The following is an 18,333-nucleotide window of genomic DNA, read 5'->3' as shown; positions in this document are numbered from 1 at the left end:
GGGGGGCCCGCCGCCGCACCCCGAGGGACCCGGCATGACGAAACGCCCGCGACACTGCCTCGCCGCCGTCGTCGCCGCGGCCGTCCTGGCCTGCGTCGCCGCGCCCACGCCCGCCGCGGCGCAGGAGTATCCGACCCAGGTGATCCGGCTCGTCGTGCCGACGCCGCCGGGCGGGATGGCGGACCTGCTCGGGCGCATCATCGCCCAGAAGATCTCGGAGAACACCAAGGCCACCATGGTGGTCGAGAACAAGACCGGCGCCGCCGGCCTGATCGCCGCCGAGCTGGTCGCCAAGGCGCCGCCCGACGGCTACACGCTGTTTCTCGGCTACCATTCGACCCAGTCGATCCTTCCCCTGATCACGGCCCGGATGCCCTACGATCCGGTGAAGGACTTCACGCCGGTCATCTATCTGGCGATCGCCCCCAACGTGCTGGTCGTCAATCCGGCGGTGCCGGCCGGCTCGGTGCAGGAGCTGGTCGCCTGGGTGAAGGCCAATCCGGGCAAGGCGAGCTACGCCTCGCAGGGCAAGGGCACCACCGGACATCTCGGCGGCGAGATGCTGGCGCAGGCGACCGGCATCCGGATGACCCACGTGCCGTATCGCGGCGGCGCGCCGGCCCTGCAGGACGTCATCGGCGGCCAGGTGACGATGATGTTCGATATCGTGCCGCTCGCCCGCGAGCACGTGACGTCCGGCAGGGTGAAGGCGCTCGCCGTGACGGCGCCGCAGCGCGTCGCGCCGCTGCCCGACGTGCCGACCACGGCGGAGGCCGGCATCCCGGACGTGCAGGGCGGCGCCTGGTGGGGCCTGTTCGCCCCGGCCGGCACGCGGCGGGAGGTCGTCGACTGGCTCAACGCCGAGACCCGCAGGGCCTTCGACGGCGACGTGCGGGCGCGGCTGACCGAACAGGGGCTCCGCTTCGCGCTCGGCACGCCGGAGGAGCTCGCCGAGCACGTCCGGCGGGAGACCGAGCGCTGGCGCGCCGTCATCGAGAAGGCCGGCATCAAGCCGGAGTGACGCCGGCGACCGCCCGGCGGCCCGGCGGACCTCGCCAGCGCGGGCCAATTCGTCGCAGGCGGCCCGGCGCGCCACGGTGCGCCGGCGGCTCCGGTCCGGCCGCCGCGCGTCGGGACTGCGGATTTCCGCGCCCTGCGCGAGGGCGCCGGCGGGACTTCGCCGAGGCGGGCGCCGCGGCCATAATCAAATCCGATAGCCTTGCGAAATCTCCGTATTGGACCTTCGTCCGAGGACCTTCCAACGTGCTCGCCACAGACGCGAACTTCTCCGAACGGCCTCGTCCCAGTCCCGAGCGCGTCCCGCTTCTGCACCCCCGGCAGTGAGCACCGCGCTTTCCTTCGGCAGCACGCGCCGACCCCCGAGTCGCACTCCTGCGCCGCGTGCCGCACCCCCGGGGACCCTGGTCCGATCGCGTCCAAGAACAGACGGCCGTCCGCCACCGGCGGCGCCGCGCGACCATTGGAGGACGACGCATGCAATCGACCAAGCCACCGAACATCGCCCGGGCATGGACGGCCCTGGCCTGTGGAGCCGCCCTCATGACGACGCTGTCCGGACCGGCCGCCGCGCAAGGCCCGTTCTTCCAGCTCTCCTCGCCTGCCTTCACCGACAACGGGCTTCTCGCCAAGAAGAACGCAGGCAAGAATCCCGCCAATCCGAACTGCGTCGGCGAGAACGTCTCGCCGCCGCTCGCCTGGTCCAACCCGCCCGCCGGCACCCGCAGCTACGCCATTCTGATGCACGACCAGGAGGGCCGGAACGGCCTCGGCGTCGTGCACTGGCTCGCCTACGGGATCGACGCCGCGGTGACGTCGCTGCCCGAAGGGGCGGGCGACGGCTCGTTCAAGGGCATCACGGGCGGCAAGAACATTCTCGGGCAGGGCACCTATTTCGGTCCCTGTCCGCCCAAGACCCACGGGCCGCACCACTACGTGTTCACGATCATCGCGACGGATCTGGCGCCCGACGCCCTGCAGCCCGGGCTGACCATGCCGCAGCTCCTCGAGGCCATCGGCACGCACGCCAAGGGCGCCGCCGGGCTGATCGGCCGCTTCGGCCACTGACCCGCCGCCGCACCGTCGTGCCCGACGGGCCGCCTCCGGCCCGCAGCTTTCGACAAGGATCGAACCCATGAAGACCCGCTTCCGTGCCCTCCGCGTCGCGCTCGCCCTGGCGGCCGGCGCGCTGCTCGTCGCCGCGCCGCGCGCCGCCGACGCACAGGACTATCCCAAGCAGGTGATCAAGCTCGTCGTGCCGACGCCGCCCGGCGGCATGGCCGACCTCCTCGGGCGCGTCATCGCCCAGAAGATTCAGGAGAACACCAAGGCGACCGTGATCGTCGAGAACAAGACCGGCGCGGCCGGCCTGATCGCCGCCGACATGGTGGCGAAGTCGCAGCCCGACGGCTACACGATCTTCCTCGGCTATCACTCGACCCAGTCGATCCTTCACCTGATCACGGCCAAGATGACCTACGATCCGGAGAAGGACTTCGTTCCGATCACCTATGTGGCGATCGCGCCCAACGTGCTGATCGTCAACCCGAACGTCCCGGCCAAGACGCTGGCCGAGCTGATCGCCTACGCCAAGGCCAACCCCGGCAAGCTCACCTACGCGTCGCAGGGCAAGGGCACCACCGGCCATCTGGGCGGCGAGATGCTGAAGCAGGCGACCGGCATCGACATCACCCACGTGCCGTATCGCGGCGGCGCGCCGGCCCTCAAGGACGTGATCGCCGGCCAGGTCGACATGATGTTCGACATCGTGCCGCTCGCCCGCGAGCACGTGAAGGCCGGCCGGGTGCGGGCCCTGGTGGTCACCTCGGCGCAGCGCGTCGCGGCGCTGCCGGACGTGCCGACCACCACCGAGGCCGGCGTCCCGGAGGTGCAGGGCGGCGCCTGGTGGGGTCTGTTCGCGCCGGCCGGCACGCCGAAGCCGATCGTCGCCTGGCTCAACGCCGAGACTCGCAAGGCCTTCGACTCGACCGTGCGCAAGAACCTCGAGGAGCAGGGCCTGCAGTTCTCCCTCGGCACCCCCGAGCAGCTCGCCGACCACGTCAAGAAGGAGACGACGCGCTGGGGCACCGTGATTCAGAAGGCCGGCATCAAGCCGGAGTGACGCCGGTGGCGGCCCCCGGCCGCCCGCCCGGACACCTTTGGCGCGGACGGCGACGTCCGCGCCTTTTTGTTGCTGCCCGGAGACCGGCGCCGCCGCCGCGGCGCGCCGCGGCCGGCGCGTCCCTTCACGCGGCCTCTTCACGCGATCGTGATCGCGGCAGTCCGGCGGGACTCGTCCGCCGCGGCTATGCTCACGGACCGCCGGTCCGCGCCGCGAGGTGCCGCGGATGCGAGGCGTTTCCCGGTTCCGCGTGCAGGAGAATCGCATGAGCCAGCCTCCGCTGAGGCCGCTGGTGAAGCCCGGCTCGGCCACGCGGCCGAAGACCCAGCGCCCGCCGCTCCACAAGGTCATCCTGCTCAACGACGACTACACGCCGCGCGAGTTCGTCGTCGGGGTGCTGAAGGCGGTGTTCCGGATGAGCGAGAGCCAAGCCTATGCCGTGATGATGACGGCACACCGCAAGGACGCCTGCGTGGTCGCGGTGTTCGCCCGCGACGTCGCCGAGACCAAGGCGACCGCGGCGACCGAGCTCGGCCGCGCCGAGGGCTACCCGCTGTTCTTCACCACCGAGCCCGAGGAGTAGGGCCGGGCGGCGCCCCGCGCCGGCCGGACGCGGCGCGAGGAGAGCCTTCGGCGCGGGACCTCTCGGTTCAGGCGACCTTGAGATAGCTGTAGCCCTTGCTCTGCAGCTCGGCCACGGTGGCGACTCCGGACGGCACGAGCTTGAGAAAGCCGTCGCCGCGCGCCTTGGCCGGATCGATCTTCAGGCGCTCGAAGGTGATCCGGCACAGATAGGCCTCGACCCCGTATTTCGACAGGCCGGTGAAGCGGGCATAGAGCTCCGGATCGACGGTCTGGCTCGCCCATGGCGTGCCGGCGAGCTCGCCGAGGAAGAACTTCAGCCCCGGGCCGTGCGCCACCACCACGATCTTCAGCCGCATCGGGTCGAAGTCGTAGACCGACAGATGGTTGGCGATGTTGTTCAGCATCTGGCCGAAGCGGGCCTGGTCGCCGAAGTCGCAGTGGTAGACGCAGGCGACGTCGGTGTCCTTGCTCAGCGCGGCGAAGTCGAGCGCGGTCGGTGCGGCGCGGGCCGGCGCGGCGGCGGCGACCGATGCGGCGGCGCCGAGCGCGAGCCGGCCCATGAAGTTGCGACGGCTGGCCGTCATGATGTCCTCCCTCGCGGCCGTGCGGGCCTTGTCGGTCGGCCGTCGTGATCTTGGAGCGGGCCCGCTGCCGAAGTGTACAGGACGGGTCGCGTCCGCAAAGGCGCAACGTCGTGATGATGACCGCAACGCGCATCGGCATGGTCTTTGGGGAGCCGCGCGTGCCGCCCGAACGATCGCCGGCGGCCGGCTCGGCTCTCGCCCGCGAGCCCCGCCCGCGTGGCACCCCGCGAGGACCGGCTCCGCAGCAGCCCCGATTGCGTCGCGCCGCTTTCACACTTACAGGCTAGCCCCCTAGGTCTCAGGTAGCCGGGTGGGGTGGCATGGTTCGGATCGTGGTCGCGGCGTGCAGCCTCTGCGCGCTGGTTCTGCTCGCAGCCTGCGCGACGACCGGGGCGCTGGAGCCGCAGACCAAGGCGCTCGATACGCGCCAGTCGCGGCTGTACTTCGTCCGCGAATCGAGCTTCCTCTATTCGGGCGGCGCGCCGAACGTGCTGGTCGACGGCCAGGAGGTCGGCCGTCTCGGCAACGGCTCCTCGTTCTTCGTCGACCGGCCGCCGGGACCGCACCAGGTCGTGCTCGAGACGCCGCTCAATCCCGGCCGCTACGCCGCCACGGTGACGACCAAGCCGGGCGGCGTCTACTACCTGAAGATCGGCCCGCGCGGCGACCATCTGGCGATCGGCATCATCGCCGGTCTGGCCGGCCAGATCATCGATGCCGCGGTGTCGGAGAACTCCGGCCCCTACACCCTGACGCCCGTCGACGAGGCGACCGGCGCCGCGCTTCTGGCGCAGGTGAAGGAGAAGGACAAGCCGTGACGGCGGCTCGCCGCCGGTCCGCCGACGGGCCGCGACCGAAGGTCAGCGCTTGCGCGCCGTCGCGAACGCGTCGCGGATCCGCTCGTTGAAGAAGCGGCCCTTGGACTCCGCCTTCAGGAAGGCGTCGTAGATCGTCTCCGGCACGCCGCCATAGACGTAGACGCGTCCGGTCACGAAGGTGATCTCCAGGACGTGCTCGGCCGCGTCGTAGCGGGCGGAGCGGATCGCGGACGAGTCGACGTCGGGCACGGCGGCTCCCTGGCGGCGGGCGGGGTTCGCTGCAGCATCGGCCCGGGCGCCGGCCGCGCACGAGAGCACACCAGCACACGAGATCGTGGAGCGCGGCGCGTCGTCAGCGACCGCGGCGCACCGTCGGGCGGCCGGGGCGGTGCGGCCGGATCGGCTGGGCGTGTCCCCGCCAGCGGCGGTTCAGGTCCAGCCGCTCGGCCTGCTCCTGGGGGGTCGGGTAGCCGGCGCGCGGGCCGGTCGGCACCGGCGTCGCGCGGCCCGGCCCGGCCGGCGGCGGCGCCGGGGCGGCCTGGGAGCCGGTGATCATGCGCTGGTCGACGCCCTGGGCGCCGGCGGGGCCCGGGCCGAGCGGGGCGACCGCGAGAAGGGCCGCCCCGATCAGGCCGGCCATGCGGCCCTTCGGGACGAGGACAGGCGTGCGCGTCACCAGAGCTCCCTGTCGAGGCGGCGGCAGAAGGGGTCGTACGCGCCGGAAACAGGTCAGACGTCGGCGCGTACCGATGCGCTGGTGTCGCAGCGAGAAACCGGCAAAATGGCTGCGTCCGTCGTCCCTGTTGCGGCCGGTTGTCATCCGGCGCGTACGGTCGACAACGCACCGCGGCCGGACCGGGTTTCCGGAGATTCGGCGGCGGCGAACGACGGCCGCGCCGGCAAACTTCCGGGGTGCCTCGCCGCCGCGTTCGGGCTAGGGTCGCGCCGCCGGCCGGGCGCGGGTGCGCCGGCGGCCGGCATCGTCGCGGCCCGCCGTTTCGCGCCGGCCGCTCCGCGAGGAGAAGGCATGATCCTTTCGAACCGCCGGCAGGCCCTGTCGGCCCTCGGCTTCGTCGCCGCGTCGGCCGCCACGGCCGGCTTCGGCTCCGCCCACGCACAGACCGGGAAATCCATGACCACCCCATCGGGCCTCACCATCACGGACATCACCGAAGGCACCGGCGCCAGCCCGACCCGCGGCCAGACCTGCGTCATGCACTACACCGGCTGGCTCTCCGAGAACGGCGCCAAGGGCAAGAAATTCGACTCCTCGGTCGACCGCGGCCAGCCCTTCGAGTTCCCGATCGGCATGGGCCGGGTGATCAAGGGCTGGGACGAGGGCGTCGCCACCATGAAGGTCGGCGGCAAGCGCACGCTCGTCATCCCGCCCGAGCTCGGCTACGGCGCCCGCGGCGCCGGCGGCGTCATCCCGCCCAACGCGACGCTGATCTTCGACGTCGAGCTGCTCGGCGTGAAGTAGGGCGATACGCCCGCCCGGCGACCGAGATGTCCTCGTCGAGCTGCTCCCAGTGGACTCCGGTGCGGCTCAGCTCGCCCCGCGCCCGGTCCTCGGGCGAGGCGCGGAGCAGCCGCGGAAACCAGGCGAGCGCCGTCGTCGCGTCGCCCGAGTGAGCGCAGCGAAGCCCCGGGGGTGCGGCGCGGCCGCCGGAGCAAGAAGGCCCCGGATTCGCGTCGCGCGATCCAGGCTACGAGGAAGCCGGGCCCCGCTTGCTCGCTGCGACGGTCGGGCGAGGCGCCGGCGAGGCCGACGGCAGGCTCAGGGCGCGATCTCCAGCCGGGTGATGGCGTCGCCGTCGAGCACGAAGGCGTAGCGCAGGTCGATCGGGCTGCCGGGAAAGTCGCCCGTCACCCGCGCCGTCACCACGGTGCGGCCGTCCGCCTCGGCGACCGCGAGCGGCTCGGCGACGTAACGGTATTTGGTCGTCGCCGCGGCATGCCAGTGGCGGATGGCGTCGCGGCCCGCATGGGTGGCGCGCTCGTCCACCACGACGGCGGTCTCGCCGAAGCAGGGGCCGATATCGGCGCCGCTGCGGCCGGCGGCGAAATAGGCGGCGACGGGCGGGGGCAGTTGGAGGGGCATGCGACGATCCCGATGCTGTGTTGCGTCCGTCCCCGAGATCGTCCCATCCTCACCGAATGACAAGAACGCACGAAAAGGTAAGTGCACCCGCCGGTGAGGGCCACGCCCGGCACACCCGCGAGAGCGCGGCCGCCGGCGTCGAGCAGGCGCTGAAGCTGCTCGATGGCCGCTGGAAGCTCGTCATCCTGTTCCACCTGTTCGGCGGGCGGGTGCTGCGCTTCTCCGACCTGGAGCGGGCGATCCCGGCCGTGTCGCAGAAGATGCTGGCCCAGCAGCTCCGCCAGATGGAGCGCGACGGCATCGTGCGCCGCACCGTCCACCAGCAGGTGCCGCCGAAGGTCGAGTACGGCCTCACCGCCTGGGGCCAGGCCCTGTGCCCCGCCCTCGACGCGCTCTTGACCTGGGCGGCGCTTCGCGACAACCCGACGGCGGCCGCCGCGGAATCCGTCGGAGCTTCGCCCGTCCGGACGAGCGCCGTAGCCGATGCGGAGCCGCCGTGACGCGCAGCTTGGTTGGGCGGGCAAAGCGAAGCGTGCCCACGCCGTCGGCAGGTGGGGAGGTCGGTCCGCGCGGGCCCGGCGCGTCCCGCGCCTTGGCCCAGCCGACGGTGCGTCTCGCAACCTCGCAGCCCGGGGGGAGCGCTAGCGACACCCGGGTGCGGCGGTCGCCGGAGCAAGAAAGCCCCGGATGTCGCGGGCGCTCCGTCTGGGTGAGCGAAAGGCGCGGCCGACGCGCGCTACCGGCTTCGTCGGGCGGGCAAAGCGAAGCGTGCCGACGCCGTCGGCCTGTGGCGAGGTCGGTCCGCGTGGGCACGGCGCGTGCCGCGCCTTTGCCCACCCTACGGAACGGTTCGCAAGCTCGTAGCCCGGGGTGAGGGCAGCGAAGCCTGGGGTGCGACTGCCGCCGGAGCAAGACAGCCCCGGACTTCGCTTCGCTCACTCCAGGCTAAGAAGAGCCCAGGCTACGCTTGCTCCGTGAGTCCAAACGGAAGAATGGCGAGCTTCCGTCGCTATAAGATTGCTGTTTGGCCCATTGGTCGAACTGGAATTGCTCGGCGGGACGCAGATAGACCGCAATCAGATCTTCGCTGGTACCAGTCAGGACCACCGTGAATGCGCCTTTGCCGAGATGCGCCACGAGATCGTTCATGGCGTTGAACAGGGGTGTCAAATCTGCTCGCTTGGAGTGTTCGATTTCGAAGGTTTCGGAGCTTCCGTCGTCGAGCGTAACCTCGCCGAGGAGCCGATTCGCTGTCGTCGTTTCGACGACCGACTGGATCACAAAGTCACTACATGCCAGGGACTCGAGTTGGCGGATCTTTTCCTCGAGAAACGTTCCCGGATCGTGTTCGTTGACTATCGTGATTATGTCTGCGTTCTCGAAGATCGGACAGGAATGATCGTCCAGGATTGTTTCGATTGCGTCGTCATCCAAGGCCCTGAAACTTGGCAAGTCAGCTTTGAGGGCGTCGAAATCATCGAAGGCATAAAATGCATCGGTTTCGCCCGCCAGGTGTAGAAACACGAGGAGATCGAAGCTGTTCTTCGCCAACGCCTCTTGCTTATTCGCAAAAGCGACCGCCAGATCGTCGCCCTCAAAGAAATTCGCGAAGTCGCGGAGAATCCGAACAGCGATGATTTCTCGATTCAGAGTCGAGGAGACCCGCAACCCTGCGTGCTCGAGTCGATCCAATGCGTCGCGCACAAACTGCCGATTGGATTCATTTCCGAGGAGCGCACGTGTCGCCTCGTTCCATCTGTGCAAGCCTTCGCTCAGTGGATCCTGCGCAGCGTTGGCCTGATGAGCGGCGTAGAAGCGGCCAAACAATCTCGACCATAACGACATGGGTGCCTATCGTCCTTATTTGACCAGTACGTCGTAGGGTGGGTCAGCGCCGACGGCGCGTAACCCACCATTCGGCGGATGTTTCGAGCTTGATTGGTGGGTTACGGCGCTGCGCGCCAGACCCACTCGACAAGGAACCGGGCGACGCTTGCTCGACGTCGCGGGCGCCCGGTCCGTGCGAGGAGAGGCCCGGCGCCGGCCGCTAAGGGAGCCTAAACGATGGCGGGATTATAAGCCTGAGATCGCGTCTCGGTTGCTCTGTCTCCGGGCCGGCACGACAAGTCCGGGCGGAGGGCTCTGTGTCGATCATGCACGTGGAAAAGCGGTCCCGGCTCGCCGTCCTGATCGACGCCGACAACGCGTCGCCCAGGATCGCCGACGGGCTGTTCGCCGAGATCGCCAGGATCGGAGACGCCAGCGTCCGCCGGATCTACGGCGACTTCTCCAACGGCCGCTCGAAGGGCTGGGCCGAGGTGCTGTCGAGGCACGCCATCGTCCCCCAGCAGCAGTTCGCCTACACGCCCGGCAAGAACGCCGCCGACATCAGCATGGTGATCGACGCGATGGATTTTCTGCACAGCGGGCGCTTCGACGGGTTCTGCCTGGTGTCGTCGGACAGCGACTTCACCCGCCTCGCCGCCCGCATCCGCGAGCAGGGCGTCGACGTCTTCGGCTTCGGCGAGCAAAAGACGCCGGACAGCTTCCGCCGGGCGTGCCGCCGGTTCGTCTGCACGGACAGCCTCGTTCCGGCGCCGCCGGCCGGTTGGCCGGCCGCGCCGCCGCGTTCCGCGAGCCCGCCGTTGCCGGACGAAGCGGCGCTCATGGTGGCGGCGATCATCGAGGCGGTGGTGGGCGGGATGGAGACGAGGGACGGCTGGGTGCCGCTGAGCGCCCTCGGCGACCGGCTCGGCGAGGCGACGCCGGACTTCGACCCCCGCACCTTCGGGTTCCGCAAGCTGAGCGATCTGGTTCGGGCGGCGGCGCCGTTCGGCATCGAGATGTCGAAGACCCACCCGCTGCGGGTTCGAAAGACGCCGGCCCGAACGCCCGATCGGAAGAAGCCGCAAACTCGTAGCCCTGGATGAGCGCAGCGACGCCCGGGGTGCGGCGGTCGCTGGAGCAAGACAGCCCCGGATGTCGCGGGTGCTCCGTCGGGATGGGCAAAAGGTGCGGCCGACGCCGGAGCAAGTAAGCCCCGGATTTCGCTTCGCTCAATCCAGGCTACGAAGAGCCCGGGCTACGCTTGCTACGAGGAAGCCGGGCTACGCTTGCTCAGTCCAGGGTACGAAGGGGCGGGCTGCGCTTCTACGAGGAAACATGGTTACGCTTGCTGCAAAGGCCCAATCAATAGAGACCAGTAAAACTCGGCTGCACCTTCGATTGACAATTGTTTGTTTTCATACCTTCCAATTGTGGTCAGTCCAATAGCTTTCAGGTAAAGACTTTGATCTGTCGACTGGACGGTGAGGTCCTCGTTGCTGCTACCTTCGCCCGCTCGATCATTATGCGAGAACGATATGCCTCCGCCGAACATTCCGCCTAATAATATCCTGCATCGCGCGACCGAGTTGCCATTCTGATAGATTGCTGCGGTGAAACGATTTGCGTCGACTCTTCTGTAGGTTGTTTTAATTGAGGGGTTCCGTGCCTCTAACTCGCTGAGCGAGTTATCAAAGAACGATGCCATGTACTCGAATGCTTGATGCAGAAATTCGTCACGATCAGCATCCGTAAAGCTCCTTTTCAGTCGCAAATTGCTTGAACGCGGGCCGCTTCCAGAACGAGCAGGCATTCCGAGGGAGGCGATCCGGTGGACAGATTGCTGTTGAGGGAGAGCGGCTCTTACCTGTTTGACAACGTCTAGGAAGGCTTCATCCAGATCGGGCCACGATTTTATAGGCTTTCCATCCTTTGGGGCGGCAAGCAGCGTTCCGAAGGGAGCATGGTGCCAGTCGCAGTGTCTCAATATTACAGGGATCACGCGAGCGTCGCCTGAGACATGCCGCTCCATGGCCCTGGCGACCTCGATTTCAAAACAATACCGCGATGCCAGGAAATCCGGCGACACCAGCAGTAGTATGATGTTTGCTGCATCGAGGTTCGTGCTGATGGAATTGTCGAACTCATCACCCGCCAAGATGCGGCGATCATGCCATGCCTCTATCAACCCTTCGTGCTTTAGCATCGCCAAGTGCGTCTCAAGGCGGTCGCGCAGGTCCTCGTCCCTGTGTGAATAGGAAAAGAAAAGCGTAGACAAGCGACATTCCCTTCAAAGCCGTGGCGTCGTCAGACGCCACGGCGCGGTTGAACTGGTCCTTTGACGTTACCGGACAGGGTCGAGGTCAGTCCGGTTACACCTTGGGCAATGAATATTGGACAAATCACGGCCCTGCCGTTGTGCTTCGCGCACTTCATCAAACGACAGCACTTCGCACGCGAATTGATGGCCACAGTTCCGACAGCGGTACTCCTTCATTGTTGCCATGCAGACTTCTCCGATCATGATGCAAAAAGGCCCATCGACTCGGAGGTGGGAATCTCAGTATCCTGAATTTGCCAAGACAGGAGAGGTTCGCCTCTTCGCCCCGCGTAGGCCTTCGGCTGATCGCGGTAACCGAGGTCGATCCGTCGACCTCGGTTTTCTTTTGCCTCTAGCAGTGTGTGTGAGGCGAATATGGACCCTCTTTGTTCTCTTAATGATTGAACGGCCGGGGTTCCAGCCGCTCAATCGTCGTTTGCGATTCAGCTCAATATATCGCCGTGTCTCCGTCCGCTCTCACGAGCACCCCGTCGTGGACCCGCACGTGTCGCACTTCATGCACGTCCCGTTGCGGACCAAAGTAAAATTCCCGCACTCGCCGCAGGGGTCGCCTTCGTAGCCTTTGGCCTTGGCTTCGGCGCGCTTCTCGGCGGCTTGGGCCTTGGCGTCGGCGCGGGCGTCGGCCTTGGCGGCCGGGGCGGGCTCGGTCCAGGGCAGCTCGTCGAGGGCGTGGCGCAGCGCCGGCTCGGCCTTGAGGGCCGCCGCGGTGCCGCCGGCGCCGCGCGCGAAGGGCGCGACGTTGGAGGGGGCGTGGCCCGCGGTCGCGTGGGCGCCGCCTTGCGCGGTCGGCGGGGCCGCGGCGGCGCGGCTGTCGGTGTGGCTGCCGCCGGCCGGGGCCGGGGACGCGCCGTGGCCGCCCGGCATGACGACGAGCTTGTCGGTGCGCGAGCGGGTCAGGCCCTTGGAGACGAAGCGCGACGCCGGGGTGCCCTCCATCTTGCCCTCGGCGACGCCCTTGCCGAGCGCGTCGAAGCCGCCCGTGGTCGACGGGTCGACATGGGCGAGGTCGAAGCGCGACATGTAGGAGACCGCGAGCTCGCGGAACACGTAGTCGAGGATCGAGGTCGCGTACTTGATCGAGTCGTTGCCCTGCACCGGGCCGGACGGCTCGAAGCGCGTGAACGTGAAGGCGTCCACGTACTCCTCCAGCGGCACGCCGTATTGCAGGCCGAGCGACACCGCGATGGCGAAGTTGTTGAGGAGGGAGCGCAGCGCGGCGCCCTCCTTGTGCATGTCGATGAAGATCTCGCCGAGCCGGCCGTCGTCGTACTCGCCGGTGCGCAGATAGACCTTGTGGCCGCCGACCACGGCCTTCTGGGTGTAGCCCTTGCGCCGGTCCGGCATCTTCTCGCGCTCGCGCATCACCACGATGCGCTCGACCACCTTCTCGACGATCTTCTCGGAGAGCGCCGCGGCGCGGGCCGCCATCGGCTTCTCGATGAAGGCGTCGATGTCGTGATCCTCGTCGTCCTCCTCGTCGGCGACCAGCTGGGCGGAGAGCGGCTGCGACAGCTTGGAGCCGTCGCGGTAGAGCGCGTTCGCCTTGAGGCCGAGCTTCCACGACAGCATGTAGGCCGCCTTGCAGTCCTCGACCGTCGCCTCGTTCGGCATGTTGATGGTCTTGGAGATGGCGCCCGAGACGAACGGCTGGGCCGCCGCCATCATGCGGATGTGGCTCTCCACCGAGAGGAAGCGCTTGCCGTTGCGGCCGCACGCATTGGCGCAGTCGAACACCGGATAGTGCCGGGGATCGAGATGCGGCGCGCCCTCGACCGTCATGGCGCCGCAGACGAACACGTTGGCGGCGTCGATCTCGCGGCGGGTGAAGCCGAGCGCGGCCAGCATGTCGAAGCTCGGCTTGGCGAGGTCCTCGGCCGGCAGGCCGAGCGTCTCGGTGCAGAAGGCCTCGCCCAGCGTCCACTTGTTGAAGGCGAACTTGATGTCGAAGGCGGTCGGCAGCGCCTTCTCGATCTTCTCCAGGATGTCGGGCGTGAAGCCCTTGGCCTTCAGGTTGGCGTGGTTGATGCCGGGTGCGTCGGCCAGCGTGCCGCGGCCGACCGCGTAGGCCTCGATGTCGGCGATCTGCGCCTCGCCGTAGCCGAGCGCCCGCAGGGCCTCGGGCACGGCGCGGTTGATGATCTTGAAGTAGCCGCCGCCGGCGAGCTTCTTGAACTTCACCAGCGCGAAGTCGGGCTCGATGCCGGTGGTGTCGCAGTCCATGACGAGGCCGATCGTGCCGGTCGGCGCGATCACGGTCGCCTGGGCGTTGCGGAAGCCGTGCTCGGTGCCGAGCGACAGCGCCTTGTCCCAGGCCCGCATGGCGTGGTCGACCAGCCGCTTGTCCGGGCAGCTCGCGTGGTCGAGCCGCATCGGCAGCGTCTGCAGCTTCTCGTAGGCGTGCTTCTCGCCGTGCGCGGCGCGGCGATGGTTGCGCACCACGCGCAGCATGTGCTCGCGGTTCTTCTTGTAGCCCGGGAAGGCGCCGAGGATCGCCGCCATCTCGGCCGAGGTGGCGTAGGAGACGCCGGTCATGATCGCCGAGAGGGCGCCGCACAGGGCGCGGCCGGCATCCGAGTCGTAGGGGATGCCGGACGACATCAGGAGGCCGCCGAGATTGGCGTAGCCGAGGCCGAGGGTGCGGTACTCGTAGGAGAGCTGGGCGATCTCCTTGGACGGGAACTGGGCCATCAGCACCGAGATCTCGAGCACGATGGTCCACAGCCGCACGACGTGCTCGTAGCCCTCGACGTCGAAGCCGAACGCGGCGGTGGTGCCGGCGCCGGCCTCGCCCTTCTGGCGGAACGCCATCAGGTTCATCGAGGCGAGATTGCACGCCGTGTCGTCGAGGAACATGTACTCGGAGCACGGATTGGAGGCGCGGATCGGCCCGGAGGCCGGGCAGGTGTGCCAGTCGTTGATGGTGGTGTGGAACTGCAGGCCGGGATCGGCCGAGGCCCAGGCGGCGGCCGCGATCTTCTCCCACAGGTCGGCGGCCTTGACGGTCCGGGCGACCTTGCCGGGCTTGGTGCGCCAGGTGAGGTCCCACTCGCGGTCGGATTCGACCGCCTTGAGGAACTCGTCGGTCACCCGCACGGTGTTGTTGGAGTTCTGGCCCGAGACGGTGAGATAGGCCTCGCTGTCCCAGTCGGTGTCGTAGATCGGGAACTCGATGTCCTTGTAGCCCTGGCGCGCCAGCTGGATCACCCGCTTGATCACGTTGTCGGGCACGTGATTGCGGCGCGCCGCCTTGATCTCGCGCTTGAGCACCGGGTTCTTCTCGGGCGTGAAGCAGTCGTCGCCGGAGCCCTGGCAGTTGACGCAGGCCTTCATCACGGCGCGCAGGTGCCGCTGGGCGATGCGCGAGCCGGTGACCATGCTGGCCACCTTCTGCTCCTCCAGCACCTTCCAGTCGATGTAGGTCTCGATGTCGGGATGGTCGACGTCGACGATCACCATCTTGGCGGCGCGGCGCGTGGTGCCGCCCGACTTGATGGCGCCGGCGGCGCGGTCGCCGATCTTGAGGAACGACATCAGGCCCGACGACTTGCCGCCGCCGGAGAGTCTTTCACCGGCGCCGCGCAGGCGGGAGAAGTTGGTGCCGGTGCCGGAGCCGTACTTGAACAGCCGCGCCTCGCGCACCCACAGATCCATGATGCCGCCCTCGTTGACGAGGTCGTCCTGGATCGACTGGATGAAGCAGGCGTGCGGCTGCGGGTGCTCGTAGGCCGACTTGGAGCGGTGCAGCTTGCCGGTCTTGAAGTCGACGTAGTGGTGGCCCTGGCTCGGGCCGTCGATGCCGTAGGCCCAGTGCAGGCCGGTGTTGAACCACTGCGGCGAGTTCGGCGCCACCATCTGCATGGCGAGCATGTAGCGCAGCTCGTCGAAGAAGGCCTGGGCGTCGGACTCGGCGTCGAAATAGCCGCCCTTCCAGCCCCAGTAGGTCCAGGTGCCGGCGAGCCGGTCGAACACCTGGCGGGCCGAGTGCTCGCCGACGAAGCGCTCCTTCTCGGGCAGGGCGGCCAGCGCCGCCTCGTCGGGCGCCGAGCGCCACAGCCAGGACGGGACCGTCTCCTCCTCGACCTTCTTCAGATGCACGGCGACGCCGGCCTTGCGGAAGTACTTCTGGGCCAGCACGTCGGAGGCGACCTGCGACCACGCCGCCGGGACCTCGACGGCGTCGGCGCGGAACACCACCGAGCCGTCCGGATTGCGGATCTCGCTCGTCGTCAGGCGGAACGGAATGTCCGCGTAGGGTGACTGTCCGTCCTTGGTGTAGCGCCGCTCGATCCGCATCGTCTCGCCTCTTGCCTTCTCGGCCGCGTCCTCGCGACGCCGCCGACCTGTCCCCCGCCGCGAGCCGAACGGCCCGCGACCCACTCATCGGCTCCGTGCTCCGACTGAACGCCTGCTACTCGCCGGTGATCCGCGCGCGGTCCCGGTCTCGTGTGTCACGCCGGGCCGGGCGGCTCCCTTCTCGGGTGAGGCACGGGCACGACAGAGGGTGTCCACAAGGGCCAGTTGGCCCCGGTGGAGGTCTGTCGCAAGCCTCAGGGATCCGTCCGGCGAGGACGTGGTACCAGCCGCGCCGCAGGGGCCGAAAGCTAGGCCGACTCCGCCGAGGCAGTCAAGCAATAGCGTGAGAGTCTGAATCATCCCCTAAATGTGGTGGGCGAGGGGAAGAATTGCGGGGATATTTTTAACGGCTCGGCAACCCTCTGGAATCCGTCGAGGATTCTGTAAAGCCTCGGACGGACCCGGATGTGTCTCGGTAGCGTCGCACCGGGCGCCGGTGTCACACGGGCGTCACAGGGCCACCAAATCGGCTGTGAAATGCACCGGTCTTCGCTCGTGCCGAAAGGTACTTAGGTAGGTTTTCCGACCGCGCCGGTGTCGGGGGAGGGGGCGAGGGGCCGGGGGTGCGCTGCGCCCTGAGTCGCCCGGGCTGCGGGGACCGGATCGGGTCGTCCGGCCGGCCGCACGCGGCGCGGCTGCACGGCCGCGCCGCCCTGGGGTCGTGGCGCGGGTCGAGCCGTTCGGCTTTCCGAACGGCGCACCGGCCGCCGGTTCGGGATCCCGAACGGCGCGGTTGTGCCGGGGCGAAAATCGCCCGTCGTTCCAGGCCTTCCGGTCCGGCCGAAACCGGCACGCCGCGTGCGAGGAGACGTCCCGGTCGAAGGGCCAACCCGAGCCCCCGCGAGGCTGTCTCTTCCGCTGCGAGGACTACCCGACGGCGCGGGGCGGACGATGCATCGCCATTCGGCGACCTTTTCCGACGCAGGGGTGACGCGATCGCGCTCACCCGCCCGGCGGCTTTGCTCCGCTTCGATCACGTTCGCCGCTTCCGCTGCTTCCGCTGCTTGCACGCCTGTCGAGCCCTGCCGCGCCCGGAACGTCTCCGGGGGGCGCCGCGCCGCCGCCGGCCCGGCCGCCCCGGGTCGAGCGTCCCGGGCGCGGCGCGACGACGTCCCCAATCGCAGGAGGGTCACTTGATACTCGGAATGTCCGTTCCGGCCTTCGTCTCGCTCCTCGGCATCGTCATCGTGGTCGGCATCTCGATGTACAACGAGGATCTCAATGTCGGGATCGTGGCGATCGCCTTCGCCATCCTGATCGGCGCCGTGTTCGCCGACATCCCGGCCGCCAAGGTCATGCAGTCGTGGCCGGTCGACCTGTTCATGATCCTGGCCGGCGTCACCTTCCTGTTCGGCATCGCGACCACCAACGGGACCATGGACAAGGTGACGGCCAACGCCATCCGGCTCGCCGGCGGCAACACGGCGATGATCCCGCTCATCGTCTTCGCGCTGATCGCCTTGATCACCACGATCGGCCCCGGCAACATCGCCACCGTCACGCTGATGGCGCCGGTCGCCATGGCGATCGCCGGGCGGATCGGCCTGTCGGCGTTCCTGATGACGCTGCTGGTGGTCGGCGCGGCCAACGGCGCGGCGTTCTCGCCGATCGCCCCGACCGGCATCATCTCGCAGTTCTTCATGACCCGGATGGCGCCCGAGCTGGCGGCGCTCGGCAAGCCGCTCGGCGACATCGACCTGATGGCGTGGCGCGTCTATCTCGACTGCGAGCTCGCCCAGATGATCGGCAACATGGGCGGCTTCTTCGTGCTCGGCGGTCTCGCCTGGATGCTCGAGCAGAAGCACTCGATGCTGAGCATCGACGAGGTCGCGCCCAAGCCCGAGCCGTTCACCACCCATCAGTGGATGACGCTCGCCGCCGTCGGGACGCTGGTCCTGCTCGTCATCCTGCCCGGCCTGTCGGTGACCAGGCCGATCTTCACGCCGACCGTGATGAACGTGCTCGGCAACGGCAAGGCGCCGAACGTCGGGGCGCTCGCCTTCATGCTGGCGACCGTGCTGCTGATCCTCAACGCCGGCGACAGCAAGGAGGTGGTGCGGTCGATGCCGTGGTCGGTGATCATCATGGTCGGCGGCATGGGCATCCTGATCGAGGTGATGGACAAGGCGGGCGGTCTCGGCGCCCTCGTCGACCTCATCGCCACGGTCTCCGGCCCGGTCACGGTCACCGGGGTGCTCGGCCTGGTCACCGGCGTCCTGTCGGCCTATTCGAGCTCGTCGGGCGTCGTCATGCCGATGTTCCTGCCGCTGGTTCCCGGCCTGGTCAAAACCGTCGGCGGCGACCCGGTGTCGATGATCGCCTCGATCAATGTCGGCTCCCACATGGTCGACACCTCGCCGCTGTCGCTGTTCGGCGCCGTCTGCCTGGCCTGCGCCGCGGCCCACGAGGACAAGGGCCGGCTGTTCCGCCACCTGATCCTCTGGGGGTTCTCGATGTCGGTGGTGGGCGCGCTCCTCTGCTACGTGTTCTTCGGCCTGCTCGGCCTGTGAGGGAGGGCGCGGCACCTCGCCCGGACGGCTTAGCGCGTACGTAGTGCCAACGTGGTGCCGGGGGCGGAGTTTCCGTAG

Annotated in this window: 16 protein-coding genes and 1 pseudogene; 9 read left to right on the top strand and 8 right to left on the bottom strand. The window is 68.5% G+C overall.

Annotation, left to right across the window (positions count from 1 at the left end):
• The first annotated feature begins 34 nt into the window (after positions 1-34).
• The 4 genes from J2S22_RS23480 (at position 35) to clpS (ending at position 3,722) form a co-directional block, all read left to right on the top strand.
• A complete protein-coding gene (locus J2S22_RS23480) occupies positions 35-1,021 on the top strand; it encodes a Bug family tripartite tricarboxylate transporter substrate binding protein (protein ID WP_272778098.1) in 987 nt (328 codons plus the stop codon).
• A gap of 539 nt (positions 1,022-1,560) precedes the next feature.
• Positions 1,561-2,085 (top strand): YbhB/YbcL family Raf kinase inhibitor-like protein, encoded by a 525-nt coding sequence (locus J2S22_RS23475; RefSeq protein ID WP_272778097.1) that lies wholly within the window; start codon positions 1,561-1,563, stop codon positions 2,083-2,085.
• Positions 2,086-2,152: 67 nt separating this feature from the next.
• Positions 2,153-3,139 (top strand): Bug family tripartite tricarboxylate transporter substrate binding protein, encoded by a 987-nt coding sequence (locus tag J2S22_RS23470; protein ID WP_272778096.1) that lies wholly within the window; start codon positions 2,153-2,155, stop codon positions 3,137-3,139.
• Between the two features lie 265 nt (positions 3,140-3,404).
• A complete protein-coding gene (gene clpS / locus J2S22_RS23465; RefSeq protein WP_272778095.1) occupies positions 3,405-3,722 on the top strand; it encodes an ATP-dependent Clp protease adapter ClpS in 318 nt (105 codons plus the stop codon).
• Between the two features lie 67 nt (positions 3,723-3,789).
• On the opposite strand, the gene J2S22_RS23460 is transcribed toward clpS, so the two are convergent.
• Positions 3,790-4,308 carry a DsrE family protein gene (locus J2S22_RS23460; RefSeq protein ID WP_272778094.1) on the bottom strand — a complete coding sequence of 173 codons (519 nt, stop codon included), beginning with the start codon at positions 4,306-4,308 and terminating at the stop codon, positions 3,790-3,792.
• A gap of 320 nt (positions 4,309-4,628) precedes the next feature.
• Between J2S22_RS23460 and J2S22_RS23455 the strand changes: the two genes are divergently transcribed.
• Positions 4,629-5,126, top strand: coding sequence for a DUF2846 domain-containing protein (locus J2S22_RS23455; RefSeq protein WP_272778093.1), 498 nt, complete (start codon positions 4,629-4,631; stop codon positions 5,124-5,126).
• A 42-nt stretch (positions 5,127-5,168) separates the two neighbouring features.
• On the opposite strand, the gene J2S22_RS23450 is transcribed toward J2S22_RS23455, so the two are convergent.
• Both J2S22_RS23450 and J2S22_RS23445 read right to left on the bottom strand, forming a co-directional pair.
• Positions 5,169-5,375, bottom strand: a complete 207-nt coding sequence (locus J2S22_RS23450) for a KTSC domain-containing protein (RefSeq protein ID WP_272778092.1) — start codon at positions 5,373-5,375, stop codon at positions 5,169-5,171.
• A gap of 103 nt (positions 5,376-5,478) precedes the next feature.
• Entirely contained in the window at positions 5,479-5,802 is a 324-nt protein-coding gene (locus J2S22_RS23445) for a hypothetical protein (RefSeq protein ID WP_272778091.1), read from the bottom strand.
• A gap of 351 nt (positions 5,803-6,153) precedes the next feature.
• Here J2S22_RS23445 and J2S22_RS23440 point away from each other — a divergent pair, with 351 nt between their 5' ends.
• Positions 6,154-6,606, top strand: a complete 453-nt coding sequence (locus tag J2S22_RS23440) for an FKBP-type peptidyl-prolyl cis-trans isomerase (RefSeq protein WP_272778090.1) — start codon at positions 6,154-6,156, stop codon at positions 6,604-6,606.
• Here J2S22_RS23440 and J2S22_RS23435 read toward each other — a convergent pair.
• A pseudogene (locus tag J2S22_RS23435) lies at positions 6,551-6,733 on the bottom strand (DUF2442 domain-containing protein); the annotation flags it as partial. The gene J2S22_RS23440 and the pseudogene J2S22_RS23435 overlap by 56 nt on opposite strands.
• A gap of 170 nt (positions 6,734-6,903) precedes the next feature.
• Entirely contained in the window at positions 6,904-7,227 is a 324-nt protein-coding gene (locus tag J2S22_RS23430; protein WP_272778089.1) for a nuclear transport factor 2 family protein, read from the bottom strand.
• A 56-nt stretch (positions 7,228-7,283) separates the two neighbouring features.
• Here J2S22_RS23430 and J2S22_RS23425 point away from each other — a divergent pair, with 56 nt between their 5' ends.
• The gene (locus tag J2S22_RS23425; protein ID WP_272778088.1) at positions 7,284-7,727 is read left to right on the top strand and encodes a winged helix-turn-helix transcriptional regulator; all 444 of its coding nucleotides are present in this window, start codon (positions 7,284-7,286) and stop codon (positions 7,725-7,727) included.
• Between the two features lie 445 nt (positions 7,728-8,172).
• On the opposite strand, the gene J2S22_RS23420 is transcribed toward J2S22_RS23425, so the two are convergent.
• Positions 8,173-9,072: a hypothetical protein gene (locus J2S22_RS23420; protein ID WP_272778087.1), complete on the bottom strand. Its 900-nt coding sequence runs from the start codon at positions 9,070-9,072 to the stop codon at positions 8,173-8,175.
• Between the two features lie 308 nt (positions 9,073-9,380).
• On the opposite strand from J2S22_RS23420, the gene J2S22_RS23415 reads away from it, so the two are divergent.
• Complete coding sequence (locus J2S22_RS23415; protein ID WP_272778086.1) at positions 9,381-10,157, top strand: NYN domain-containing protein; 777 nt, start codon at positions 9,381-9,383, stop codon at positions 10,155-10,157.
• A gap of 236 nt (positions 10,158-10,393) precedes the next feature.
• On the opposite strand, the gene J2S22_RS23410 is transcribed toward J2S22_RS23415, so the two are convergent.
• Positions 10,394-11,329, bottom strand: coding sequence for a toll/interleukin-1 receptor domain-containing protein (locus tag J2S22_RS23410; RefSeq protein ID WP_272778085.1), 936 nt, complete (start codon positions 11,327-11,329; stop codon positions 10,394-10,396).
• Between the two features lie 519 nt (positions 11,330-11,848).
• Positions 11,849-15,685 carry a vitamin B12-dependent ribonucleotide reductase gene (locus tag J2S22_RS23405; RefSeq protein WP_272778084.1) on the bottom strand — a complete coding sequence of 1,279 codons (3,837 nt, stop codon included), beginning with the start codon at positions 15,683-15,685 and terminating at the stop codon, positions 11,849-11,851.
• A gap of 1,205 nt (positions 15,686-16,890) precedes the next feature.
• On the opposite strand from J2S22_RS23405, the gene J2S22_RS23400 reads away from it, so the two are divergent.
• The gene (locus tag J2S22_RS23400) at positions 16,891-18,255 is read left to right on the top strand and encodes an SLC13 family permease (protein ID WP_272778083.1); all 1,365 of its coding nucleotides are present in this window, start codon (positions 16,891-16,893) and stop codon (positions 18,253-18,255) included.
• Positions 18,256-18,333: the final 78 nt, after the last annotated feature.

It is taken from the genome of Rhodoplanes tepidamans, assembly GCF_030813915.1.
Classification (GTDB): Bacteria; Pseudomonadota; Alphaproteobacteria; order Rhizobiales; family Xanthobacteraceae; genus Rhodoplanes; species Rhodoplanes tepidamans.
This window is presented reverse-complemented; position numbering and strand designations above follow the sequence as displayed.